General features: G+C 44.7%; 21 protein-coding genes. 9 read left to right on the forward strand and 12 right to left on the reverse strand.

Translation table 11 applies throughout. The features are described from left to right. Positions 1-4: 4 nt before the first annotated feature. Positions 5-1,315 (reverse strand): MFS transporter, encoded by a 1,311-nt coding sequence (locus FLA_RS12425; RefSeq protein WP_076381033.1) that lies wholly within the window; start codon positions 1,313-1,315, stop codon positions 5-7. 410 nt (positions 1,316-1,725) lie between these two features. On the opposite strand from FLA_RS12425, the gene moaA reads away from it, so the two are divergent. The 3 genes from moaA to moaCB are packed head-to-tail and all read left to right on the forward strand — an operon-like array spanning position 1,726 to position 4,837. Next, entirely contained in the window at positions 1,726-2,706 is a 981-nt protein-coding gene (gene moaA / locus FLA_RS12430; RefSeq protein WP_076381034.1) for a GTP 3',8-cyclase MoaA, read from the forward strand. A gap of 16 nt (positions 2,707-2,722) precedes the next feature. Further along, positions 2,723-3,913, forward strand: coding sequence for a molybdopterin molybdotransferase MoeA (locus FLA_RS12435; RefSeq protein WP_076380803.1), 1,191 nt, complete (start codon positions 2,723-2,725; stop codon positions 3,911-3,913). 9 nt (positions 3,914-3,922) lie between these two features. Next, positions 3,923-4,837 carry a bifunctional molybdenum cofactor biosynthesis protein MoaC/MoaB gene (gene moaCB, locus FLA_RS12440; RefSeq protein WP_076380804.1) on the forward strand — a complete coding sequence of 305 codons (915 nt, stop codon included), beginning with the start codon at positions 3,923-3,925 and terminating at the stop codon, positions 4,835-4,837. A 10-nt stretch (positions 4,838-4,847) separates the two neighbouring features. Here the strand turns inward: moaCB and FLA_RS12445 are convergent, their stop codons facing one another. Further along, positions 4,848-5,840 (reverse strand): helix-turn-helix transcriptional regulator, encoded by a 993-nt coding sequence (locus tag FLA_RS12445; protein WP_076380805.1) that lies wholly within the window; start codon positions 5,838-5,840, stop codon positions 4,848-4,850. A 99-nt stretch (positions 5,841-5,939) separates the two neighbouring features. Here FLA_RS12445 and FLA_RS12450 point away from each other — a divergent pair, with 99 nt between their 5' ends. Beyond that, positions 5,940-6,344: an ABC transporter ATP-binding protein/permease gene (locus tag FLA_RS12450; RefSeq protein ID WP_076380807.1), complete on the forward strand. Its 405-nt coding sequence runs from the start codon at positions 5,940-5,942 to the stop codon at positions 6,342-6,344. A gap of 7 nt (positions 6,345-6,351) precedes the next feature. On the opposite strand, the gene FLA_RS12455 is transcribed toward FLA_RS12450, so the two are convergent. From FLA_RS12455 to FLA_RS12480, 6 genes are all read right to left on the reverse strand, one after another. Next, positions 6,352-7,659 (reverse strand): monooxygenase, encoded by a 1,308-nt coding sequence (locus FLA_RS12455; RefSeq protein WP_159445149.1) that lies wholly within the window; start codon positions 7,657-7,659, stop codon positions 6,352-6,354. Positions 7,660-7,672: 13 nt separating this feature from the next. Further along, entirely contained in the window at positions 7,673-8,248 is a 576-nt protein-coding gene (locus tag FLA_RS12460; RefSeq protein WP_096510964.1) for a redoxin domain-containing protein, read from the reverse strand. Positions 8,249-8,306: 58 nt separating this feature from the next. Continuing rightward, positions 8,307-9,992 (reverse strand): SusD/RagB family nutrient-binding outer membrane lipoprotein, encoded by a 1,686-nt coding sequence (locus tag FLA_RS12465; protein ID WP_076380812.1) that lies wholly within the window; start codon positions 9,990-9,992, stop codon positions 8,307-8,309. 34 nt (positions 9,993-10,026) lie between these two features. Next, on the reverse strand, positions 10,027-13,353 hold the full coding sequence (locus tag FLA_RS12470; RefSeq protein ID WP_197705889.1) for a SusC/RagA family TonB-linked outer membrane protein: 3,327 nt from the start codon (positions 13,351-13,353) through the stop codon (positions 10,027-10,029). An 85-nt stretch (positions 13,354-13,438) separates the two neighbouring features. Beyond that, positions 13,439-14,671, reverse strand: a complete 1,233-nt coding sequence (locus FLA_RS12475) for an ROK family protein (protein WP_076380816.1) — start codon at positions 14,669-14,671, stop codon at positions 13,439-13,441. A gap of 225 nt (positions 14,672-14,896) precedes the next feature. Beyond that, on the reverse strand, positions 14,897-15,268 hold the full coding sequence (locus FLA_RS12480) for a hypothetical protein (RefSeq protein ID WP_076380818.1): 372 nt from the start codon (positions 15,266-15,268) through the stop codon (positions 14,897-14,899). A gap of 566 nt (positions 15,269-15,834) precedes the next feature. On the opposite strand from FLA_RS12480, the gene FLA_RS12485 reads away from it, so the two are divergent. Together FLA_RS12485 and FLA_RS12490 are read left to right on the forward strand one after the other, a co-directional pair. Further along, a complete protein-coding gene (locus FLA_RS12485; protein ID WP_076380819.1) occupies positions 15,835-17,466 on the forward strand; it encodes a DUF6377 domain-containing protein in 1,632 nt (543 codons plus the stop codon). A 165-nt stretch (positions 17,467-17,631) separates the two neighbouring features. Continuing rightward, positions 17,632-19,848, forward strand: a complete 2,217-nt coding sequence (locus FLA_RS12490) for a glycoside hydrolase family 3 C-terminal domain-containing protein (RefSeq protein ID WP_076380820.1) — start codon at positions 17,632-17,634, stop codon at positions 19,846-19,848. A gap of 127 nt (positions 19,849-19,975) precedes the next feature. Here the strand turns inward: FLA_RS12490 and FLA_RS12495 are convergent, their stop codons facing one another. After that, positions 19,976-20,575 (reverse strand): RNA polymerase sigma factor, encoded by a 600-nt coding sequence (locus tag FLA_RS12495; RefSeq protein WP_076380822.1) that lies wholly within the window; start codon positions 20,573-20,575, stop codon positions 19,976-19,978. Positions 20,576-20,851: 276 nt separating this feature from the next. Here FLA_RS12495 and FLA_RS12500 point away from each other — a divergent pair, with 276 nt between their 5' ends. From FLA_RS12500 to FLA_RS12510, 3 genes are read left to right on the forward strand one after another with little or no spacing between them, the layout of a single operon-like run. Then, positions 20,852-21,955 carry a glycoside hydrolase family 43 protein gene (locus FLA_RS12500; RefSeq protein WP_076380824.1) on the forward strand — a complete coding sequence of 368 codons (1,104 nt, stop codon included), beginning with the start codon at positions 20,852-20,854 and terminating at the stop codon, positions 21,953-21,955. A 34-nt stretch (positions 21,956-21,989) separates the two neighbouring features. Continuing rightward, positions 21,990-22,361 carry a hypothetical protein gene (locus FLA_RS12505; protein ID WP_096510966.1) on the forward strand — a complete coding sequence of 124 codons (372 nt, stop codon included), beginning with the start codon at positions 21,990-21,992 and terminating at the stop codon, positions 22,359-22,361. A gap of 40 nt (positions 22,362-22,401) precedes the next feature. After that, positions 22,402-23,469: a serine hydrolase domain-containing protein gene (locus tag FLA_RS12510; protein WP_084206379.1), complete on the forward strand. Its 1,068-nt coding sequence runs from the start codon at positions 22,402-22,404 to the stop codon at positions 23,467-23,469. 26 nt (positions 23,470-23,495) lie between these two features. On the opposite strand, the gene FLA_RS12515 is transcribed toward FLA_RS12510, so the two are convergent. The 3 genes from FLA_RS12515 to FLA_RS12525 all read right to left on the reverse strand — a co-directional run bounded on the left by FLA_RS12515 (position 23,496) and on the right by FLA_RS12525 (position 26,425). Next, positions 23,496-23,606: a hypothetical protein gene (locus FLA_RS12515; RefSeq protein ID WP_231940433.1), complete on the reverse strand. Its 111-nt coding sequence runs from the start codon at positions 23,604-23,606 to the stop codon at positions 23,496-23,498. Continuing rightward, entirely contained in the window at positions 23,603-23,983 is a 381-nt protein-coding gene (locus FLA_RS12520; RefSeq protein WP_076380828.1) for a hypothetical protein, read from the reverse strand. Before FLA_RS12520 ends, FLA_RS12515 begins: the two co-directional genes overlap by 4 nt. 132 nt (positions 23,984-24,115) lie before the next feature. After that, on the reverse strand, positions 24,116-26,425 hold the full coding sequence (locus FLA_RS12525) for a glycoside hydrolase family 3 protein (RefSeq protein ID WP_076380830.1): 2,310 nt from the start codon (positions 26,423-26,425) through the stop codon (positions 24,116-24,118). Positions 26,426-26,429: the final 4 nt, after the last annotated feature.

Raw genomic sequence — 26,429 nt, forward strand, 5'->3', positions numbered from 1 at the left:
TATTTTATTCCGAAATGGCCAGCGCTGCTTCGCCAGGCACAAACACTTCCGTAGATTCTTTTACTTTAAAACGTGTAATCAGCACTATTGCCGATACAGCTATCACCATACAACCTATATAGCTAAATGCCTGTATGTAAGTGATAGTGGTGGATTTAAACAGAAAGCCAAACAGCATACCGCCTAAATTGCCGCCTGCCCCCACTACACCGCTGATTAAGCCTATGTTGTTATTGTGCAGGAAGGGAACAATACCGTAGGTGGCCCCATTAGCCATTTTTAAAAACAAGGCAAAAAACAGCATGGAGGTAATGGCCAGTATAAAAGTGCCGGCCTGCGCAAACAGCAATAACCCCAGCCCTTCCAGCAGCAACACAATAGCCAGTAACACGCCTTTTCCACGCATACCAAACCGTAAGCCCACTTTGTCTGAAACAATGCCGCCTAATGCACGTGCAAACAGGTTCATAAAACCAAATACACCGGCCCAGAAACCTGCTTGTTGTTGTGGTAAATGAAAGGTGTCGGTAAAGTGCAGTGCCGCCACGTTGTCAAAAGTGATTTCCATACCAAAACACATGGCATAGGCCATTACCAGGGCCCATATGCGCCAGTCGGCCAGCACCCGCCAGTCTGTTTTACTTTTCACTTTGCTGTATCCGGTTTCTTCAAAATTGCCGGCAGGCGTATCCTTAGTGTACCGTGCATATAAAAAAGCCACTATCAGCATCATTACACCCGGCACAATCATGGCGTATCGCCAGGCTTTTTCAGGTGCGTAGCCCATACCTACAATAGCGGCAAAAATCAAAGGCATTACCATATTAGTAACACCACCACCCAGGTTACCCCAGCCGCCTGCTACCGCATTGGCAGTGCCTTTTATATTGGCGGCGAACATCATAGATGTATGAAACTGGGTAATGACAAAAGAAGCCCCTATTACGCCTATCGCCAGCCTGAATAGTAAAAAGGTATGGTAGTCCTTAGCCAGTCCTACCAGAAACACAGGCACTGCGCCCACCAGTAACAGCCGTACTGCTGTTTTGCGTGGCCCCCAGGTGTCGCACAACCGGCCTATGATCAGCCGTGCTATAATAGTGCTGGATACAGATGCAATGATAATATTGCCTATCTGGTTTTTGTTTAATCCCAAATCGGCCCTTATAGTAGGCATTAAGGGGGCCAATCCAAACCAGCCGAAAAAGCACACAAAAAACATTAACCACGTAATGTGAAAAGTTCTCATTTGTACTCCTCTGGCACTAAACACGGGTAGTGTAGTGAGCGGATTTTGATGAACAGTACCAGGCATAACAACAGATTTTACAGGTGATTGAAATAAATGGTACACATGGCAAGCAATCATCACGGGACATAATAATAACGTGTATCTATGCTAATGCATTGATATGCAAAAGTTTATGTCCTTTGATTCCACAAAAACTACATCTGCTTTCTCATTAGTCCCCTGCCGGGCACATAACTAAAGCCATCGGCAACAGCTACTGACAGGGACAGGACAGTTGGTTATTAGAAATAAATCTATATAATGATTTCAGGCACGAAATGGAAATTATATAGAGTTTTAAATGACCTGTGTCATAAATTTAGATTTAATTATTTAACTTTCCAATATAAATTGTGATTTATGTAATGATATTTTTATTATCTACATATATGTTATTGGTCGCCTTACTTCACTGTTTTTAAAATCTGATGCCTATGTTGCAGGATTCCTTTGGCCGTTTACACACTTATTTGCGTATTTCCCTTACCGATCAGTGTAATTTTCGCTGCCAGTATTGTTTACCTGATGAAAGTGAAACGTTTATGCCCCCGCATCAGCTGATGCAGGCAAAAGAGGTAATGCAGCTGGCAGAGGTGTTTTGTAAGATGGGGATTACCAAAATTCGCATAACCGGTGGTGAGCCACTGATCAGGAAGGATGCGACTTCTATTATACAACAACTGAGTACCCTGCCTGTTTCCCTGCATATCAGCACCAATGGCACTCGTATACATACATTATTACCCCTGCTGCAAAAGGGAAGCATCAGTTCAGTAAACATTAGCTTGGACAGTCTTGATGCAGCCACTTTCCGGCAAATTACCAGGCGAAATGTTTTTCAGTTGATAGTCAACAATATAGATCTGTTGTTGCAATATAATATTCCGGTAAAAATCAATGCCGTTATTATAAAAGGAATCAATGATCACGAGATAAATGATTTTGTAGCCTGGACAAAGCGCGCCCCCATACACATCCGTTTTATTGAGTTTATGCCTTTTACCTATAATCAGTGGAGTCACGAACAGGTATATACCTGCCAGGGGATACTCGCGCAAATTCAGCAACAATATATATTGATGCCAGCTGTAGACAGTGCCGGAAATACTGCCCAAACCTATACACTTCCGGGGCATCAGGGTACCGTGGGCGTTATCAGCACCATTAGCCAGCCCTTTTGCAGCACGTGCAACCGCATACGGTTAACGGCAGATGGCAAAATGAAAAACTGCCTGTTTTCTGCCGGTGAAACAGACCTGCTCACTGCTTTGCGGGAAGGCCGGGATGTGGCTTCGCTGATACAACAAAATCTGCTGGGCAAGGCGGCGGAACGGGGCGGGCAATTTACCGCCATGCCTGCGCAACTGAACGTTGCTACACTGCAAAACCGCAGCATGATAGCTATTGGAGGATAATAAAAATGGATAAGATATGATTAGTGTATCGGAAGCCAGACAGTTCATCAGCAATTATACCGGAAGAAGTTCCGTTGTAACGCTACCCCTGGTTGAAGCAGCCGGCCTGACATTGGCAGCTGATATTTTCTCGCCTGTGGATGTCCCGTTTTTTCATCAATCAGCTATGGATGGCTATGCTTTTTGTTATCAGCATTGGCAACAGCAACCTTTATCAGTTACGGCACATATTCCGGCAGGTAGCTGGCATACGCAACAGCTGGCTGCTCAGCAGGCGGCACGCATTTATACCGGCGCTGCGCTACCCATAGGTGCTGATACAGTGGTTATGCAGGAAAAAACGCAGCTGGCGGGCCAGTTGCTGCATATAACAGATGAACAATTGCAACAGGGAAGTAATGTAAGGCCACGCGGTAGTGAAATTGGCAAGGGGGCGCTGGCATTGCACGCTGGCACTTATCTGAATGCGGCTGCTATTGGTTTTCTGGCTAACCTGGGCATTGCCTGTGTTCCGGTGCATCGTAAGTTAAAGGTGTCCATTATAGTCACTGGTAACGAGCTTTTGCAACCTGGCAACTCTATTAGTCATGGTCAGGTATATGAAAGCAATTCCTTTATGCTTACTGCTGCCCTGCAAAACTTACCGGTAATACAACTGGCTACGCAATATGTGCAGGACGATGTACCGGCTACCATCAGTGCCATACAGGCTGCCTTGTTATATAGTGATATGGTATTGCTTACAGGTGGTGTAAGTGCAGGTGATTATGATTATGTAGCAGCAGCCATGCAGGCTTGCGGCGTGCAACAGGTGTTTCATAAAATAAAACAAAAGCCTGGCAAACCTTTGCTTTTTGGTCAGAAAGCACACCAGTTGCTTTTTGGCCTTCCGGGTAATCCTGCTTCTGTGCTTACTTGCTTTTATGAATATGTGCTGCCTGCTATTGAAGCTATGACGGGGCAGCCGCACAGGCGCGTGCAACAGGTGCAACGAAGATTATCCGATACGGTGTATAAGAAAGCAGGGCTTACCCATTTTATGAAAGCAGTTTGTGACGATGTGCAGGTAACGGTTAGCCAGGCGCAGGAATCGTACCGTTTATCTTCCTTTGCAACAGTCAACTGTCTGCTGGTGATGGAAGATGAGGCCACTTGTTACGAAAAGGGGGAATTAGTAAATGTTCATGTATTACCCACTACTATTTAAGTAAAAAACATGGTTAACATCACCCATAAACTATACAGTTTACGCAAAGCTACTGCTATGGCTATTGTTACAGTATCGCGCGAAGCTACCATTGCTGCGGTGCGGGAAAAGCAAATTCCTAAAGGAGATGTTTGTGAGTTTGCACGGGTGGCAGCTTTGTTTGCTATCAAAAAAACCAGTGAAGTTATACCTGATTGCCATCCCCTGCCTGTAGAGTATGCTTCGGTAAACTTTCACATTACCGGCTTGCAAATACATATTACCGTAGAGGTACATACGGTTTACCGCACCGGTGTGGAAGTGGAAGCCATGCATGGCGCTGCTATTGCAGCATTAACTCTGTACGATATGCTAAAGCCTGTGGATGATTATATTATCATCAGCTCTATCACCCCTAGTAAAAAAGAAGGTGGCAAGTCTTCTTTTGCAGCTGCTCCGGCTACTGTAACCTGTGCAGTGATCGTTTGTTCGGATAGTATTGCTGCTCAAACCAAACAGGATACTGCCGGTAAGGCAATCTTGTCTGTATTGGAGCAGCATGGTTTACAAGCTGGTTTTTACGGAGTTATTCCTGATGAGTTTGATATCATACAGCGAACGGCTTTGCAGCTAAGTGAATCGGGTTACCAGTTATTGCTGTTTACCGGGGGCACGGGGTTATCGCCACGCGATGTAACGCCCGAAGCTATTGCGCCCCTGCTTAGCCGGCCTATACCCGGCATTATGGAAGCGGCGCGTCAATATGGCCAGGAAAGAACACCTTATGCTATGTTGAGCAGAGGGGTTGCCGGCTTTTTAAAAGATACATTGATTATCACACTGCCAGGCAGCACCCGTGGTGCAGAAGAAACAATGCTGGCTTTATTCCCCTATGTACTGCATCTTTTTAAAGTGGCTAAGGGGGCACGGCACGATAAAGAATAGCAGCAGTTATTTACCGGGCTTGCGCCGGTGTAAAGCCATACTGTTTTTTAAACGCGGTACTAAAATGCTGTACAGAAGAATAGCCAAGCTGGCTGGCCACTTCTTTAATGGCTATGCCAGCGCGCAATAAATCTTTTGACCGCTTTAGCTTTGCTTCGTTCAGGTAGCCAAATACCGTGTTGTTGTATAATTCTTTAAAGCCGTTCTTTAATTTAAAGGTGTTGGTGCCGGCAATGGTGGCCAGTTGTGTTAAAGAGGGTGGCGCATCTGCATGTTGCAAAAGATACTCCTGTGCATACTGGATGCACTCTTTATCATAGGCATTTTTAAGCACTGTTTTAGGCATGCTTTTACCAAATGCAGCGTTGATGCTTTCTGCCTGTAAAGTAAGCAGGTCGTAGCATTTCGATTGCACATACATTTGTCTTAACATGCCGGTATATGGGTTGTTGGTGATCTTGTCTATGCAGGCATGCATTTCCGGCGTCATGGTTAAGCTTTTGATCCCTGCCATGGAATCTTGTCCTGCCGCCACTTTTCCGGCAAACTTTTCCAGTGCCGGATTACTGTTTTCAAACAGCTTTACAAAATAGTCGCGGTTAAAATGAATTTCAAAATGCGCGTGCACGCCATTGGTACCATATTCTGCTGTGCCTTCAAATTCGCGTGCGTATAATATATTATGCTGCCGGTCAGTGAAACGATGGTGAAAACCACTGATGTTATTGGTAAAAGAACCACTACCTCCTAATGTAAAGTTCAGTTCCACAATATCCCGGCTGCTGGTAGCCTTTAGCTGAAAACCCGATTGCGCCAACTGCATATCTGCCCGTATAATATACATATTGGGTAACAGCATCTCTTTCAGTTGCATCTGGCCAAAGGAAAATTGATAATCGTGCGCACCCTCCTGTAATAATTCGCCTTTATACACATCGCTTCCATTTACTATTTCCCCTATTTCGTACCAGTTGCCGTTTTGATCGCCAATTTTCATTCCCATAAAAATCCTTTTCGTGTAAAACAGGCTCCCTTTCGTGTAAATACCATCCGACCGGCCTGTATCATCTTTGTACAAATTTACTTTACTAAATAGTAGTATATGAACCTCGCCGGGAATAATAGTTTACTAAATGAGATATTTTACGACACCTTTATATTTGAGGATACTATTTACAATAACATTCGCTTTGGCAGGATGGATGCCAGGGAAGCAGAAATATGGGCGGTGGCCGACGTGGCCAAAGTGATTGATTTTGCCTGGAACATGTCTAAGGGAATGCAAACCATGATAGGTGGCAAGCATGTTTTGCTAACCGCTTCTCAAAAACTGCGCATTGGGCTGGCCCGCACTCTATTGCGCCAAACAGCAGTAAAATACCCCGGCAATGATGAACCGGTTCCCTTCCCTTATGGGCAGCAGTTAGCCGGCAAAAATGCGGTAATGATCATGGCCAGCGAATTGGCTATGATAAAAAATGAAGACCTGGTACTGGTGCTGGATTGAAACCAGTTTATTTCCATACCATCTTTTCATCCCCTGCCTGGTAAGGTAAATACATCATCAGTAATGTCATCATTTCATTGGTAGCCGTCATATCACCGTAGGAGTACACTGCGCGGGGCGGACTGTTGGGATTAAATGGGTTCGCGGCCGTGTTATCGTATACGCAGTGTAAGTGAATAACAGCACCTTTGGGAATATGCACCGGTTTTTTAAAACGGTACATTTCCTGCCACCTGAAATCCCACTGTGGAATATGTACCAATGGAATAGTGTCGCGGGAAGGAGTAATGGCATAGGCTAAAAACTCTTTCCCAATGAAATGCATGTGGGGCCATACATAGATAAGTGATTGCTCTTCTGTTGTTTTTACAGCCAGGTGATAATCGCTTACCCGGTCGGGCCTGATGATGAAAGGAGGGAAAATATCCCTTTCGCCTATACCACCCGATCCCAGGCTGATAATTTTGATGGTGCGCTGTACCGGTGTTTTCCGGAAAAAAAGGTTTACGCCTACTGTAGAGGTTTCTTCTGCTGCAATAGCTGCATAATGTGCTGTTATCAAAAGCACGCCCCGTCTGGGCAAAGTCCATCCTATGTTGGGAGCATAGCTTTCAACAGAAGCGCCGGGTATCCAGCCTGTATAATAAATCATGTTAGATTTTAATGGTTTGTATCCTGCTTCACCGGCCACACCTTCATCGATAACATTTACGTAGGGCGATCCTCCCGTAATATTTATGGCAGTATCTGCTACTTCATAAATGCCATAGTTTACATGATGAATGATTTTTTTGTTGTTGCAATAAAACTCAATGGCTTCAATAGCTACCTCCTGCCCTCTTTCAAAGGGTATTTTAAAAGTTACAAAGCGTTCTGTGTTGTCGCCGGGTATTCGCAAAGGCTTTTCAATTTGCAGTATGGTATCAGGAAGCCGGTTGTAGGCTGTTTTTTGTAACAGGGTGAGTTGTTGCGTGTTCTCTGGCACAGGTTTGCCCCTGGGGGCTTTAGCTGCTATCCATTGCAATAGCAGTTGCTTTTCTTTGGGGGTTAATGAGCGGTTGTTGCCATAATCCTGGTAATGGATGTCGGCTTTCCAGGGAGGCATATAGTTATCTGTAATCACCGTTTTGATGAATGAAGTTCGTTTGGCAATGTCTTCATAAGTAAGCAGGGAAAACGGGGCTGCTTCGCCCGGCCTGTGACAGCTGGCACATTTGGCTGCAAAAATGGGCGCAACCGTGTTGTAAGTAATTTCCTGCGACACAACCCTGTTGATACTTGTTAGCCAAACAATGATTACCCAATATATTCTCATGTTATAGTAGTCGTTATTGTTCATGAATATAACATCCCACTGCTTTTGTACTGGCAGGCGTTATTTCCCTGCCTGCGAAATAGCTTTCAATGGCATTCTGCAGGTAGTGTTGGGTAGTGCGTACCCTTTGTTTACCCAGCGAAAGCGCCCAGTTGTCTATGGCACCTTTGTACACCACAGTTTCCAGGTTATTCCATAAAAACACTTCCGGTGTAACGCTGGCATGTAAGGCTGCAGACAACACCTTTGCTGTATCTGTTGCCAGTTTAAAACGCACTTCATATTTCCGGGCAAAGCGCTGGTAGTCTGCAACGCTGTCACCTTTGCCGGTAAACACACCAATGATGGTTACCTGGTGTGCATATAATGAATCGAATGTGTTTAACACCTTTGTATAGTTGCAACAAAGCGGACACTCCGGCGAAAGAAATACCACTGCTTTTAAAGGAGTTGACAGGGTATCCAGGCTAATGGTTGAGCCGCTCAACAGCGGCAACGAAATCCCGTGCACGCCAGATGGTACCTGTGCAACAATTGGCCGGTTACCGGTTATCAGCAGTGTAATGCTTATGGCAATAATATACTTCATAAGTGTATGTATAAAAGCCGTAGTGGCATTGCCGGGCAACACCACTACGGTTGGTGTGTTAATCTGCTTTATCCCACCATACCCTGCCGGTTAAATCCGAAGGAGTGCCAAACGAAGCATCTTTCTGCTGTGCTTCAATGGCTTGCACTATGTTGGTATAGTTTAAATCGGTAATAGAGGGATAAGTTACTTCAAATCTGCGAGGCATGGGGCTGGCAGTACCTCCAAAATGAAAAGTTTCCAGGTTAAACACACTGTTGGCAGTGTGCGGGAACCCGGTTCTTTTTATCAAGGCCCAGGCTTCATTCTGGTTTTTGTAAAAGTTAAGGTATTGCTGTGCCAGTATTTGTTCCAGTGCATTAGCGACATTATATACCACTCCCGGTTGTTGCTTGTAGTCAGTTACCTCGGCAGCTGTTAACGGAATATAGTTTGGCAGTTTAGATAGCTGGGCCATGGCATCGTAGGTGTTCAAAGAAGCTTCAATGCCCTTGTAATACCAGGTTTCTGCGTTTTCTCCGGTAATGCCCCTGGCCGCCAGTTCGGCCCGCATCAGGCACACTTCGGCATAGGTGATCACCGGAAAAGTTGTTTGGCCATAATCGCCTTCGTACTGGCCATAGAATAGCTTGTTTTGTACCGAGGATGGGAAATACGCTCTTGTTACAACGCCTTTATAGGAAAACGACAATTGTTGTGTGTATACATTCTTGGTGGTATCCAGACTAGCATCCGGATCGCCATACTGACCCTGGTACAATTGTCCTGTCCATACCTCGGAAGGTTTTAACTGCCCGGCAGCTTTGGCTGAATCAAACAGGTCTTTTGTGTTAATACCTGATTCTTTATAAAACACCCTTATGCGCGGGTCTTTACTTTGCCACATAAAATTTACCACACTTTTCAGGCCGGTAACATTACTATTGCTGGCCGGGTTATAGTTGCCACCGGCAAAGCTGGTGTTGCTGATAAATTTCCAGTCTTCTTCTATCGCATCAATTACACCGGTGGCATCAGCTAACACTTCTGTAGCCACTGCTTTTAGTTTTTGCGGGTCACGCTTTAGTAAGCGCATGGCTATTCTTAAACGCAGGCTGTTGGCGGCTTTTATCCATTTGGTAGCATCGCCGCCAAAGTAAATGTCATTGGCGCCCAAATCCAGTTGTGTAACCTGCTGGGGTGTTTTTAGTATGGCTACACTGCTTTTCAATAAATTGTCTAATGTGTCGTATAAATCTTCCTGGGTGTCGTATTGCGGTGTTAACAAGCCTTCATAGCGTGCTTTAAAAGCCTGGGTAAAGGCAATGCTGCCCTGCACATCGCTTACATACCAGGCATAGTAAGCAAGGGGTATGCTGGTAATAGCCCGCAAGTATACATATTTGGCTTTCTTTTCAGCAGGCATAATATCTATCAGGTGCAACACATCTGTCAGGTAGGGCCCTACATTTTCATAAAAATTTCCGGTACGCTTATTCAGGTTGCCCGATCCATTGTACACGGTGGAGGCATTGCCCGCCATGTTTACAAAGCTTTGTGCCCAGTAATAAATAGCCCTGTTATAATCGTAGTAATACTCCAGATCCCTGTTGTGTATGGCTAACAGTCCCGTAGTGAATTCATATTCCGGTGGAATGCTTAACAGTGCATCCGGATCGGTATTCATCTCCGCAAACTTTTCTTTATTGCATCCTGCCAGCAGTAACAAAGACAGCAGGTATACAAATACTTTCTTCGTTAACATATATCAATGTTTGTACGTTTTGAATAATAAAGGTTTAAAAACTGGCGTTCAGTGAAAACCCATAACTGCGTATGTAGGGTATGCCGGATGTTTCTGTAGAAGCACCGGAACCACTATCATTAAAGCTAACCGGGTTTACATGGTCTTTAGCGCTGTTGTACAGATAAAACAGGTTGTTGCCAATAACACTTACCCGTAAGCCATTGCATTTGAACTTGCCGGCAATTTTAGCGGGCAGGTCATAACTGATAAAAGCCTGCTGCACCGATACCCACGAAGAGGTGAAGATGGCTTCTTCCCGTATGCCGTTACCCCAGCTATGTGTGTTGCTATAGTAGCTGTTGGAAGATGTGGGGTTTACCCAGCCTTTATCATACGCTTCTTTCATGGTCATGCCCGACAAATCATGTGTTTGACCGTCCAGCCCTTTTACAGAGGTGCCGCGTTGATACACGCCATCTATAATTACTCCGTTCTCCATTTGAGCGCCGGCGGAGTTGACATAGGATAAACCTCCCCTCTCCTTGGTACGGTAAGGCAGCGTGCTTTTGGTGCTGCCTACCCACTGACCAAAATCGGAAGCATAGGAATATACCATGCCGCCATATTTGGCATCGAGCGTTACGCTGAACTGGAAATTTTTATAATTAAATGTGTTACGCAGGTTGCCTAAGAAATCAGGATTCACAGAACCCAGCACTGGTTGCTTATCCAGCCCATCAGCATAGTTAGAGGCCCTTACATAGTAAGAAGTGTAGGCACTGGCAGCAGCCAATACCCGTTTGCCGTTTTTGCTGTCACTGATGTTGTTGCCACCTGCATCTTTAGCCTGGTAACGTGCATAGGCATACCGGGCCGTTAAAGCGCCATATTCGCCTCCCGCCTTCGCTATTACATCATAACCGTCTCCACCGCCAATTCTTACGCTTTGTGCGCCTAATGGCAGGGTTACTACGGTGTTACGGTTACGGGTATAGTTAAAGGCCACATCCCACGAAAAGTTCCTGGTTTTTACCGGTGTGCCAAACAAATGCAGTTCAATGCCCCGGTTGCGTACCAGGCCGCCATTCACCAACGCCCTCGGTACCCCGGAGGTAGCGGGCACATCAAATGAAATGATCTGGTTTTTGGTATCCTGTGTATAAAAGGTGAAATCACCGCCCAGCCGGTTATGCAATAGTTTAAACTCCAGCCCTGTTTCAAACTTGATGCTTCTTTCCGGAATCAGGTTCTGGTTAGGTAGCTCATTTTCTTTATACTGGTAGTTGGTTACAGAGGTGCCATTCCTGTCTACATAAGGAGCATTGGCTTTATAAGCACCTGTGTTGGCTTTGTAGGCCATGGTGCCATTGCCGGACGATACATAAGATACCCTTAATTTACCATAATCTATCGCCTTAGGTAAAGCTGCTTTAAACGCATCTGTAAAAACCCAGGCTACATCTGCACCCGGGTAGAAATAAGAAAAATGCCCATGCCCATCATTGTATACCAGGGTGGAGTTCCAGTCATTTCTACCGTACAGGTTCAGGGTCAGGTAATCTTTAAAAGCAATGCTACCCTGAAAAAATGCAGAGCTTAATTGTGTTTTGTTCGGTGGATCTTCTGTGATAGTGGCTGCGTCTTTGGTGTTAGACAGCCGGTAAACATCGGGCAGGATAGCGCCATTTGTTTTATAGTAGGCATATTTGCTGCGGGAGGTATTGAGCTCAGCACCCGCCTGCAACATAAAGTTTAATTCATTGATTCTTTTGGTAACATTGAAATTACCTCTGTAACGGCCTACTGTTACATTGCGGATAGAGGACTGATATTCAGGGTTCATAAACCCTGCATTGCGGCCCCGCAGGTGTCCTTCATAATTCTGACCCAGATAGTTGACACTGGCATTGCCCTGAAACTCCAGCCAGTTAGTGAGCGCCGCCTTTATATCCACGCTGCCCCGGAGGTTGTTTTCGGCTTGTGTCAGCTTGTCTTCGTATAGAATGTATAATACCGGGGTAAGTCCTATAATATCATCTTTAAAAGAACCCCCTTCCTGTTCATTGATATAGTGGGTGTTCCAATAATCCATATCATAGTTGCGTGCGGCCCAGGCTGTATTGCGCAACAGGCCATTCTCTCCCTGATTATTGGGGTTGTAGGCATCACTTTTTACATAGGATACATTCGCATCTACCATTACCTTATTGGCCAGGCGTTGTGTGCCGCGGAAGCTAACGCTATTGCGTTTGAAATTATTGTTGGGAGTAACGCCATTGGAATACAGGTTGGAATAAGATAAGCGGAATGTGCCTTTTTCATTACCACCCGATATGGCCACATTGGCGTTATTGGTAAAGCCCTGTCTAAACAGGCTTAGTACATCATTAGATACATTCTTCCGGGTTAAACCGGTAATGTCTTTTACGGTTTGGCCTGCTATAGGCGGGCCGTAATTATAAAAATAGTTGGCGGGATTAATTTCCAACGTGCCATCGGCGCCTGTTATAAAATCTTTGGTGTTAGAGCCACCACCAAACTCATTTTGTAAGTCCATGGTTTTATAGGCCTTGTCCCAGAGGGCGCTTTCCGAAAAGCTGATGCCTAAACCCTTTTGCGAAAATCCCTTTTTAGTTTTGATATAGATAATGCCATTGGCAGCCCGGCTGCCATATAAGGCGGTTACAGCACCGCCTTTTAACACGCTTACCGATTCTATATCATCCGGGTTCAGGTCTTTTAAGATATTACCAAAGTCCTGATCGCCACCCCGGTTGGGTATCACCACATCCTGATCCATTACAATATCATCTATTACCACCAGGGGCTGGTTGCGGTAAGGATCGAGCGATGCGCTACCCCGGATTAAGAAACGAGTAGTAGCCTGCGGGCCGGCAACCCCCGATTGCACCTGCATGCCGGGCACCATGCCCTGCAACCCGGCAATTGGGTTAATAGGATTGTAGCGGCGTATATCTTCACCTGCTACCTGTGTTACAGCATAGCCCAATCCTCTTTTGCTACGCTTTTCGCCAAAGCCGGTAACCACTACTTCATTTAAATTGCCGGCGTCTATGGCCAGCGAAACTTCCAGTATATCTTTTCCCTGTACCTGCACACTGCGTTCGCGATAACCTACCGCGCTAAAAACCAGCACGGGTTGGGGTATGCCTGCCGGCAGTGTTACCTTAAAAAAGCCGGACTCATCTGTAATGCCTTTCAGTTTGGTTCCTTTTACCTGGTAATTCACAGCCACTAATGGCTGTCCGGTGCTGTCGCGAACCACACCGGTAACCACCCGTTTATCCTGGGCAGTAAGCAAACTACTCCACATACAGCAGAGCAGCAGAAGAAAAAACATGCGGACTGTCTTCTTCATAGCAGTTTGTATTTTAGGTGAATAATAAATACATAGCTGCCTGGTGCTGGATAAGCCGCAAATAGTTAACTCATGTATATACCCTTTAATTGGCGGTAAGCGCTATGTATTTATTACTTCTCATGTAAGTGTCGTCCAATAAAATAGAATCGTAGTTTTCCATTACCAGTGCTGCCGCTCCGGTTAGTGCTGCTTCATGTCCCAGGTTCGATACCACAATATTTGTATGTGCGCTCATCCTGGGAATACAATGTTCATTTAAAGCTTGTTGAATAGGCGCCTGCCATATTTTACCCGCTGCCGATCCGCGTCCACTCAGGATAATGGTTTCGGGATTCATTAAATGAATCAATACCGCTACCCCCCTGCCTATATTGTAACCGGCTTCTGATAACAGTTCTACTGCAAACCGGTCGCCACCGGCAGCTGCATTCATAATGGCATCTGCATCCGGCTCCAGTTGCTGTTGTTGCAGCCAGCGCGTTAAAACGGTTTGTTTACCTGCTTCTATACCCTTGTAGGCTTTCGCTATTACTATTTGTAAAGATGTTTCTGTTTCCAGGCAGCCTGTTTTGCCACAGCTGCATAAACGCCCATTCATAAATAAAGGGATATGGCTCAACTCCCCGGCAAATCCATTGTGTCCTCTGAACAATTTCCCGTTTACAATCATGCCCAGCCCTATGCCCCAGCCTATGTTTATTACCATAGCGTGCTGTTGCTCCCGGGCTACTCCAAAACGTAATTCGGCCAGGGCTATCAAACGTGAGTCATTATCAATAAACACCGGCAGTTGTAACTGACGGCTGATATATTCTTTTACCGTTTCGGGTGCTGTTGCTAAAAAGGTATAATTCACTCCCAGCACGGCATCTACAAAGCCGGGCATACCCACGCCCACGCCTATAATATATTGGCGGTTTATGCCCGATGCGGCAATCGCTGCTTCAATCTTCTCTGTTAATAAAAACAAAGCCTGTGCATTGTCTGCCAGCGGTAATGTCATTTTTACTACCGGTTGCACCTGTTTGTTTTGCATGTTCAGCACTGCAATACGGGTGGTGAACTGGTCTGCCGCAACAGATACTATATAAAAAACATCTTTTTTAATGCAGTACATGGCTGCACGACGCCCACCTGTACTTGGGGCTTGCCCACTCTCCAGCACATATCCTTCTTTTATTAAATCGTTCAATAACCGGGTAGTGACCGGCAGGCTTTTTTCAATAGCAACGCTTAGTTCGGCACAGGAAAGCATATCAGCAAAATACAAATGCTTTAATACCTTTCGTTTATAAAGGCCTTTTTTACTCATCATAAAGCAGCTGTTTGGTAAGCCTTATTAAATATATAATATACTTATTAAATTATTTAATAAGTGTAAGCCCGGAATGAGAAAGATGCTGTTGCAGTTTATAAAATATGCTATAAAGTATTCATTATCAGCAATAACGACGCGAGGGAACACTTTGAGAAATTGGGGGAACATTAAAAAAGGACGCAACCCTGCAAGAAGCGCCCTTATGGCTATCTTATAAAACAATTACATCCAGTCCGAACAAAATCGGTAAAACGCATTGCGCAAATCAAGCCAGTGTTTTTCTACTTTAGAATATTGGTCTTCTAACAGGTTTAACTGTTTAGGTAATTTTGTATTGATGTAAGCGGCATAGTTCTCTGCTTCTTTGGCAACAGCGGCGACTACTTCACTAATATGATTCAGAAGTTTGTCAATGGTGTCGGACTGCCTGTTGAACTCTGTTTCGTAATGTGCTACCTGGGCCGGTACTTCCATGGCCACATTACGGGAAGCAATATCATTGAGGCGGTGCCTGAGAATTACTGCTTCTTCCTTATAAAATCTTAACGAGCGTGACCAATCATTACAGGCACTGTTCCAATGACGAATATTCATACTTCTTGCTTTTTATACTGCAAACAAACACCCTTTCGCCTGCCGCAAAAATGACCAGCGTCAGGCTTCATTTTAATATTCGTCAGTATATATACTATGCCCTACATGCTGTATAATGCCTGATAGCAACTAATGTTGCGATGTTATCGGTAACATTTTTTAGAAAAGAATAAGCTGTACACCGGCCCTGCCTGGACGAACCTGGTAGCCTGGATAAGTTTTAATTATAATTGTTTTATGAATGAGAATTAATTTAATCCTTTCCTGTACCCTATCGAGGTAACATACTAATGTGGAGGGGCTTTGATTAAAAAATCCTTATAACAATATTTATTATTTGGATTGTAATAGAAAAGTGTAGTACTTTTACTTCAGAAACAGCGGTTAACGCGTTCTAACTCAAATCAGATTATTTTCACCTTATTATAAACTAGGTGTTTTTCATAGGTTAGCAACGGCCTGCCTTGTCTAAGGCTCAGGCCTATTTTTTTTAATATACCTTACTGCAAAAACTTTCTTCTCTCCGCAATTCCCTTGATTATCTTTGCCGCATTTAAATTCAGCGGATGTTGAAAAAATGGTGGCTACATGTATTCCTGTTATTATTATTGATTCTGTGGGGTAAAGCCTACGCATCCGATTCACTCACTACCCTGCTGGACAACGCTGTTCATAACAAACAGCAATATGCGGCACTGAAAGAGCAGCGCATAGCTATGCTCCATCACAACATAGGCATCTTTCCTCCCAACCAGTATAACAAGGCGCTTTACCAGGAGTACCGGAAATACCGGTTGGATAGCGCTATCTATTATGTACAGCAAAACCTTAACCTCGTTAATAGCCCCCACAACGTCACCGAAAAAGCAGAAGCGGTTTTGCAACTGGCAGGTCTGTATTCCAGCCTGGGCAAGTTCAGGGAATCGGAACAGATGATTGCTTCTGTTAACCGGCAGCAGCTACCCGCACCCCTATTACCGCTTTATTACGAAACCTACCTGCGCTTTTTTGAACATTACACTACTAATAACTACAACGGTAGCTATGTAACACATATTCGTCATTACCGCGATTCGTTGTTGCAGGTGCTGGATGCTACCCTTCCCGATTATATTATTTACCAGGCACAGCAGGCTATGGACAGTGGGTTAATCAGCCAGGCACAGCAAAGGCTGGAAGGGGCGTTGATCACTATCAACCCGCAAAATGAGGTGTATGCCATGGTCACTTACCTGCTGGCTATTATTCACCGCAAACAACACCATCCGCAGCAGGAGAAATATTATTTCACCCTCAGCGCACTGGCCGATACCCGTAATGCCGTGAAAGACCAGGCTTCAATTATGGATCTGGCTTTGATTGATTATGCCGCGGGTGATATTGACAGAGCTTATTTATATACTCAGTCGGCTGTAGAAGACGCCCTTTTTAGCAAGGTGCAGTTTAGAACCGTGCAAATGGCGCAGTTTTTTACGGTTATCAACGGTGCTTATCACCAGCGCGAAGCACAGCGTAAAGCACAATTGCAGCGGTTTCTTTTTGCTATCAGCTTATTATCTGTTTTCCTGGTAATAGCAGTGATATACGTATATAAGCAGATGAAAAAAGTGTCGGCAATGAAAGAAGAGCTGTCGGTAAGCAGCAGGCAACTGGCCGCACTTAACAGTCAGATTACGCGGCAGAATACCGAACTACAGGAAACCAATGCCAGCTTGCAGGATGCCAACCGTATTAAAGAAGAGTATATCGCTCACTTTTTCGACCTCTGTTCGGCTTATATTAATAAACTGGAAAACTACCGCCACACCCTCTACCAGAAAGCTACCGGTAAAAAAACGGAAGAGCTGATTCAGCTTTTGCGCAGCACTACGGTGGTAGATACCGAAGTGGAAGAATTGTACCGCCACTTTGACAATATCTTTATTAACCTCTATCCCGGCTTTATAAAAGATTTTAATGCATTGCTACTGCCCGACGAGCAGGTTGTGTTAAAACCCGGTGAATTGCTGAATACTGAACTGCGCATTTTTGCACTGATACGGCTGGGCATTACCGATAGTGTAAAAATTGCGGCCTTCCTCCGTTACTCGCTAAGCACTATTTATAATTATCGTACCCGTGCCCGTAACAAAGCGGCTGTTTCGCGGGAAGAATTTGAAATTATGGTGATGAGAGCAGGCAGTCTACAATCAAAATAGGTGTAATTACTTTTATATTTTACTACTTTTTCATGCCTGGGGGAGTGTGTCAACAGGTTGATAATCAGATGTGTATTAATTTGAAATTACTACTTTTTCCTTTTACAAACGGATATACGCCTGCAAGCGCGCTAGTTTTAATCCTTCATTGAATCAACCACAGTTATGTTTAGAAAAAGGATTACGCTTGCCGCAATACTGGCCCTTGCCTTAACCGGCGCCCGGGCACAGTTCAATACTCCTGTTTACCTGGATGATAGCAAACCACTGAAAGAACGGATGGAGGATGCGCTTTCGCGCATGACGCTGGAAGAAAAGATTGCTTTCATTCATGCACAATCTAAATTCAGCTCACCGGGTGTAACCCGCCTGGGTATTCCTGAAAACTGGATGACCGATGGCCCACACGGTATTCGTAGCGAGGTGTTATGGGACGAATGGGATCAGGCCGGATGGACAAACGACTCCTGTATGGCGTATCCTGCCCTTACCTGCCTGGCTGCCAGCTGGAATAAAGACATGTCGTTTTTGTATGGTAAAAGCATTGGTGAAGAAGCCCGTTACCGTAACAAAAACGTATTGTTAGGACCTGGTGTGAATATTTATCGCACCCCGCTGAATGGCCGCAATTTCGAGTACATGGGTGAAGATCCCTTTTTGAGTAGCAAAATGGTAGTGCCATACATTAAAGGTGTACAGCTGAATGGTGTGGCTGCCTGTGTAAAGCATTTTGCCTTAAATAACCAGGAAACCGACCGCCATAAAGTGGACGTGGAAGTAGACGATCGTACCCTTTACGAAATATACCTGCCTGCTTTTAAAGCAGCGGTACAGGAAGGTGGCGCCTGGGCTATAATGGGTTCGTATAATAAATACAAAGGACAGTACAACTGTCATAACCAATACCTGTTAATCGACATCCTGCGTAAAGAATGGGGTTTTGAAGGGGTGGTGGTGAGCGATTGGGGTGGTGTACATGATACCAGACAAGCCATCTTTAACGGTTTGGATATGGAGTTTGGTTCGTGGACAAACGGTTTAAGCTGGAGCCGCAGCAATGCTTATGATAACTACTACCTGGCCCTGCCCTACCTGGAAATGATCAGGAAAGGTGAAGTGGGTACGAAGGAGCTGGATGAGAAAGTGCGTCATATCCTGCGCCTGAGCTTCCTTACCACTATGAACAAGAACAGGCCTTTTGGCAGCTTTGGCACAAAGGAGCATTCTGATGCAGCCCGCAATATTGCCACAGAAGGTATTGTGTTGTTGCAGAATAAAAACAATGTGCTGCCTATCGATTTTACTAAAACCAAAAAGATAGCGGTGATTGGTGAGAATGCGATTAAAATGATGACCGTAGGTGGTGGTAGTTCTTCACTCAAAGCCAAATACGAAATTTCTCCTTTACAAGGCATTAAAAACCGTGTTGGTACACAAGCAGAGGTAGTATATGCCCGTGGTTATGTAGGTGATTCCTCTGGCAATTATAACGGTGTGGTTACCGGCCAAAGCCTGGCTGATAAACGTTCTAAAGCCGAGTTACTGGAAGAAGCGCGCAACGTGGCTAAAAATGCAGATATCGTCATCTTTATTGGTGGTTTAAATAAAAGCGATTACCAGGATTGTGAAGGTTACGACCGCACCAGCCTGGGCCTGCCTTATGGACAGGATACCGTTATCAGCGAACTGGCAAAAGTGAATAAGAACCTGGTAGTAGTGAATATTTCCGGCAACGCAGTAGCCATGCCCTGGGTAAATGAAGTACCCACTATTATGCAAGGCTGGTTTTTAGGCTCAGAAGCGGGTAATGCGCTGGCAGCTGTATTAACCGGCGATGTTAACCCATCCGGTAAACTGCCTTTTACTTTCCCCGTAAAACTGCAGGACAATGGTGCTCATGCATTGGGTGAGTTTCCCGGTAATGGCCAGGAAAATTACAAAGAAGGCTTGTTTGTAGGCTACCGCTATAGCGATAAGCAACAGATTAAACCTTTGTTTGCTTTTGGTCACGGTATTAGCTACACTACTTTTGAATATGGTAAAGTGAGTGCTGATAAAAAAACAATGACAGCTACTGATAAAATCACTTTTCATGTTACTGTTAAAAATACTGGTAAGCGTGCAGGTGCCGAAACTGTACAGCTATATATCAGTGATCTGAAATCTTCCCTTCCCCGTCCTGTAAAAGAGCTGAAAGGCTTTGAGAAAGTGCAGTTGCAGCCCGGCGAAGAAAAAACGGTAAGCATCACTATTGATAAAGCCGCATTAAGCTTTTTTGATGCCGCCAAACATGAGTGGATTGCGGAGCCCGGAGAATTTGAAGCCATTATAGGCGCATCCAGCACTAATTTGAAAAGCAAGGTTGCCTTTACATTACAGTAGAGCTGTAATGCACATGAGTGTATGTTGTTGCAGGGTGTATCATTCGTTTGATACACCCTTTTTTTTTAGTATGCTGCTGAGTTTGTGACAGAATGTTGATTACTGATTGTAAACTTTGTGAGAGAAGCTACTTTTTTAGTAACCAAAGCATTAATGGCAATACCTTACCGGCAGCTTCGAGGTATTCGCGAATGCTTTGCAGGGCTACCACCAATGTATTACGTACATAGCTGGGTGATAAATTAAGCTTTTCGGCTATTTCGGCGGGCTTTAAGCCTTCATTACGGCTCATCTGGTAAATGAGCTTGCGCTGGGGCGGCAATTGCTCTACCGCCTGGTGCACCAGCTTGCTGGTTTCTTTCAGCGAAAGTATTTCGGGGGCTACTGCCAGTAAACCATCATCGGGTAATTGTTGCGCATAGCCATCGGTATGTTTGCGGCGTATGGCCTGTTTGCGCAACCAGGTATAACTTTCGTTGGCGGTTACCCTAAACAGCCAATGCAAAGGCTTTTCCAGCTCCGGCAGCTGATCGCGGTGTAGCCATACACGGATAAAGGCTTCCTGGATCACTTCCTGCATGCCTTCTTCCGACTGCACTATCTTAAACACGGCAGGTTGCAAAGATGGCACCACCTGTTTAAACAGTATCGAAAATGCTGTCTCATCACCCCCGGCTATCTGCACGAGTAAATCCTTATCAAAAGTTACCGATGTATATTCCGACAAAAAGTAAAGTATAAGATTGCAATTTAACAAAAGGCCATCGCATTGCCTTCATTTCTATATAGTTTCCTGTGAAGCCTACCGGGCAGGATGGCGAGCTGCAATCTTTGCAACCGGTTGTATTTTTTTAATCTGAATAAAAAACTCCTGTATATTTGTTTTACGATATTCAACCGATTGCATAAATATGCCAAAAAGTAAAACGATTGCCGGCAAAACTCCCGCATTGGGCATCATTGCCATGAGTATATCTTCTTATCATCTACAAAATCACAACAAATGAGATTTATTGCCACTACGCTTCTGTTGGGTATGGGAACCGCAGCAGGTTTACTATGCAGTTGCGGCTCTTCCGAATCCGGCACACAAAACAATGCCGGTAACGATAGTGCTGCCCACACTGCCAACACCAGTAAATATTTGTCGCAACCACTGGTAAGTCATATTTATACTGCCGATCCTTCGGCACATGTGTTCAATGGCCGCATATATGTATACCCTTCGCATGATACTGCCACGGGCATACCAGAGGATGATCTGGGCAGTCATTTTGATATGAAGGACTTTCATGTGCTATCTATGGACTCTGTAGGCGGCAAAGTAACCGATCATGGTGTGGCGCTGGATATCAAAAGTATTCCCTGGGCTAAAAGGCAGTTATGGGCGCCGGATGCGGCATTTGCCAATGGCACTTATTACCTGTATTTTCCGGTAAAAGACCAGCAGGATGTTTTTAGAATTGGCGTAGCTACCAGCAACAAACCCGAGGGCCCTTTTACACCTGCTGCAACGCCTATTAAAGGCAGCTATAGCATAGACCCCTGTGTGTTTAAAGATGATGACGGTAAGTTTTATATGTACTTTGGTGGCATATGGGGTGGCCAGCTGCAACGCTGGAACAGCAATACTTACGACAGTGCTAAAGGTAACCGTAATCCGGAAGAACTGGCTGTTTTACCGCGTGTAGCGCCACTTGCCAGCGATATGGGGAGTTTTGCTGCACCTGTAAAGGAACTAACCATCACTGACGAAAAAGGCAATTTGTTTAAAGAGAAGGATAATAATAAACGTTTCTTTGAAGCCAGCTGGATGCACAAATACAATGGTAAATATTACTTCAGTTATTCCACCGGCGATACACATAATCTTTGTTATGCAACAGGCGACAGTCCGTATGGTCCGTTTACCTATAAAGGTGTTATACTAAACCCGGTGGAAGGATGGACAAGCCACCACTCTATTGTGCAGAAAGATGGTAAATGGTACCTGTTTTACCACGATGTGCAGTTATCCGGTAAAACCTATTTACGCAATGTAAAAGTAACCGAACTGCATTATAACCCCGATGGCACTATTCAAACTATTACAGCGGTAACTAAGTAATGCTATTTCTTTGTTAGATATATTTGCGCCACTTATGGCAAAAAATAAGACATACGAAGAGCAGTTAAGGCAATCTCCGGGTACCTTACTGCAAAAGCTGCTGAAAGAACTGGCAGATACAAAGGCATTTGATGTTCATTTTGAGGAAATGGAGGACGAAAGCGGTGCTGTTGTAAAAGTCAATGATTATGAAGAAGATACAGAGACAGCGCTCCGCCTGCTGTTACAAGGGCGATGGGCGTTGTCTTTTGGATACTATAATGAGAAGGATGACTTTATCGAACTGCTTCAGCCGCTTGAACAGGCGGAAATAAGTCTCATTCCTAATGGATTACAAAAAGGCATGCTTAAAGTGCTGGAAAGCGAAGAAGGATTACGGTTGCCCGGAATACTGTTGACTAAATAATTGTTTTGCCATTCTTGCGTATTTAGGCCATTTTTGAAAGATGAGAAAAATTATTATTCTTCTATTCTTTTGGTCTGCGCCTTATTACGCAAATGGCCAACTACTCAACAAAAGAACCACGAGACTGCTGGACAGCATGACCACAGCTGTTACCGGAAATAGTTATTCTGATATTCATAGTATTCTCATTTCTAAAGATGGGAAATTGATATATGAACAGTATTTCAATGGATGGAATAAAGATTCACTGCACGATTCCCGCTCGGCCTTTAAATCTATTACCAGCCTGCTGGCTGGTATTGCCATTGATAAAGGGCTTATAAAAGATGTTAACCAGAAAGTGTATTCTTTCTTTCCTGAGTACCAATATTTTTCAGGCAATAACGCCTGGAAAAAAGACATGACGATTGCACATCTGTTGCGAATGCAATCCGGGTTTGACTGCGAGGAGTTTAACGACGGAAAAGATTGCGAAACCGACATGACGGCGACAAAGGACTGGGTCAGATTTTCCCTGGATCTTCCTATGAAAAACAAGCCGGGAACAGATTGGGCTTACACTTCGTGTGATCCTATGATCATAAGCGGGATTATAAGCCGGGTTGCAAAAATGTCTGTAATGGACTTCGCTAAAAAGTACCTGTTCGATCCCATGGGAATCAGGCATTACAGATGGACAATTGATCCCAGTGGGCAGGGAATGACTGCAGGCTCATTTTATATCCTGCCTTCCGATATGATAAAAATAGGGCAAATGGTGCTTCAAAAAGGTTGGTGGAATGGTCGAAGGATTGTGTCAGCGGCCTGGCTTAAGAAGTCTACCAGCACTCCTGTTCCTATTCCCGATTTCTCGTTTGCAAAGTTCAGCAAGTCTGCTGTTACTATTCCCCAGCCTACTTATTATGGCTATTATTGGTACAAAGAAGAGATCAGAACAAAAAACTTTCAGGAAAATGTACTCTTTGCATCGGGAAACGGCGGACAATATATTATGCTGATAGAGCGCCTGGGCATTGTTATCGTTTTCACACAAGGAAATTACCAGTCCTGGAAAGCCAAAAAAGCCTTTGATCTCCTGGCAAGGTTTATTATTCCCGCTTTTAAATAATGGATCGATTAAAACCAGCTCTCATTTCAGGGTTTCAGCAACTTCAATAAATCCTCTTTTTTCCGGCGGGACACGTCTATAAAAGCACCATTCTGCATTTCCAGCTGTCCACCATCTCCCCTTATGTATCGCTTCACGTAATGCATATTAACCAGGTATGAGTGATGAGGCCGGAGGAAGGAGTGCCCCCTTTCAGATCGCCGGCATAACCATATACGAATAACATTTTACTGAATCCTATACCTATAATGTTGCCGTTAACAGCAAGTTGGCCATCTGGTGTTTGTCCGTTAACAGTAGGTTGACTACCTTTTAAAAGGTGCCCATCTGCATCGTACTGATATACCCATGAAGCGCCATAACCCGGCCCGCCAGTCACCTTTTCAGATACCAGAAAACATTTATTGGAAGTAGTTGGCGGAGGTGGAGGTGGCGGAGTGCCTGGTTTTCCGCAGCTGTTAGTGGTTAGTATACCTGCTACGAGTAATAAAGTAGTGAATAATTTCATAGTCATAAGCCAATTTTGACTGAAATTAGAAGATCACCACATTGGGATAAAAGTTATTGAGCGGTTAACAGCCTTAAAAACAGCATGCGGCAATAAATGCCGCATGTGTTTTCTTCGCTATTGATAACCCATGGTATTTTACTTCCTGTAATGCTGGGTACGTGCGTCTTTAATCACTCCGTTCCAGTCTAATCCATATCCAAAATCATAACTGTTGCCTTCTGTGTCTATATGTGGTTGCATATCAAAGGGCACATCTTCTTTCTGTGTTTCTACAGTATTCATGTCTGCGGGCATTTGCACTGGTAATAAACCGCTGGGATTAGCTTTACCGGAAATGATGTCCAGTATAGCCTGTGCAGATACGCCAAAATTGAGTACAATGCCATTTACATGGCTTTCAAACTCGCGAAACACCATTGGTTTCGCTGCCGTTACCGATACCACCACCGGCTTGTTTTTCATCATGGCTTTGGTGTCCAGTATAGTACGTAAGTCCATGATGTTAGCTGCTACTACGGTTTTGCCTTTATAGCTGCGGTTAGTAATAGTGGGATCAATAACCTGGTCTCCTGCTGCAATGCTTTGTGCTCTTGCGCTGTCTGCGGTATAAGGGCCGTATTGTAAAGAGATAGGAACATATCCGTTACCGCCTGCTTTTCTGTCTTCTATATCGTACCCACCTTCCAGGCTTTGCGGGCCATTGACAAATACAATAGCAAAATCAGCTTCTTCTGGTTTATCTGTTACGTTATAATATTTCTTTACCAGGTCTATACTAACCGGATAGTCGAGGTGTGGTTGTGTATAATTGCCCCACCAGTCTTTAGCGGCAGGAAAATACACTTTAGGTATGTAAACGGTTTTGTGTTCTTTTACCGGTAACACGGCAGCTTTGTTTTTTAACAACACTACCGATTTTACCTGCGCATCGTAACCCGCTTTCATAAACTCCGCGTTACCTACGGTAGCCTTTGTTTCCGCCACATCGCGATAGGGGTTTTCAAATAAACCTACGCGGAAAATATTATTCAGTAAACGAATAGCACTTTGCTCAAAACGTGCACGCATATATTTTTCACCAAACTCTTTTACGCCTTTGGCATAAGCATCCAGTACAGGTTGCTTTTCGTTGTTGCCACCAAACTGATCCACACCTGCCATCAGCACTTTATAATGCCTGTCGGCAATGGAAAGGTTTTCTACGCCCCACGATTTGCCGGCGAACTGGTTGGGTGTTTTTCCTTCGTCGGCAGTAATTAACCAATCGGTACATACTACCCCATTGTAACCATATTTGTTACGCAGCAGATCGGTAATGAAATATTTACTGAATCCGTTGCCTACGTTCTCGCCATATTTAGTATCCTGCCCGTAGGTAATCGTGTAATAAGGCATTACAGCAGAGGCTTTACTGGTTTTGCCATTCAGTTTAAATGCGCCATCCAGAAAGGGCAACATATGTTGCTGCAGGTTATTGCCAGGGTATACGGCAAATTTACCATACGCCCAATGCGCGTCGCGTCCGCCTTCTTCTGCACCACCACTAGGCCAGTGCTTTACCATCGCGTTTACACTATTATAGCCCCAGCCGTCTTTAATTTCCTCTTTACCATACGATGTCTGGAAGCCGTTAATGTAAGCCTGTGCCATATCCTTGTCCAGTGCAGGACTTTCTCCAAAGGTCATGGTAATGCGATACCAGCGCGGTTCAGTACCCAAATCAATTTGGGGTGATAAGGCAGTAGCAATGCCCAGCGCGCGGTATTCTTTAGCCGCAATATTGCCAAACTGCTCTACTATAGCAGGATCAAAAGTGGCTGCCATGGCCAGTCCGTCGGGCCACATAGAAATATTACCACCGGCCCCTGCATTGTACTCTGCGGTAACTACTGCATTATGGCGCGGATCAGAACTGTTATTGGCAGGAATGCCCAGGCCCACGCCTTCTACAAACGCCTGCATAGTATTGTTCCATTTAGCCGCTACCTCCGGACTTTGTACTTTGGTAAGCAGCACGTGCCGCAGGTTATCTTTGTCTAAAAACGTTTTTTGTTCATCGGTTAAATCCCAGGCATTGGCCCCGCTTTTAGAAAAAGGCTGTCCGTGATAATGCCCCGCCATACTGCCGCTTTCCAGTTGCGGAATAGCCTGGTGTTTGCTGTATAGCATTAAACCTGCTATCTGTTCTACGGTCATTTTAGAAGCCAGGTCTTTTGCACGCTCTTCTGCCGGTAAACGCCAGTCTTCATATTTATCCAGCTTACCATTGCGGTTTAAATCTTTAAAATACTTTCCCTTAATGGTCAGTATTTTAACACCTGATTCGGGTGAATAGCCCAGCGCAGCGCCGCCTTCATTGTTTACTTTTACAAAAGCCTGCTTGTTTTGTGCCATACCCACCATCACCAGCAGCACCATGGCCGAAGTAACTGTTATCTTTTTCATACGC

The organism is Filimonas lacunae, from assembly GCF_002355595.1.
Classification (GTDB): domain Bacteria; phylum Bacteroidota; class Bacteroidia; order Chitinophagales; family Chitinophagaceae; genus Filimonas; species Filimonas lacunae.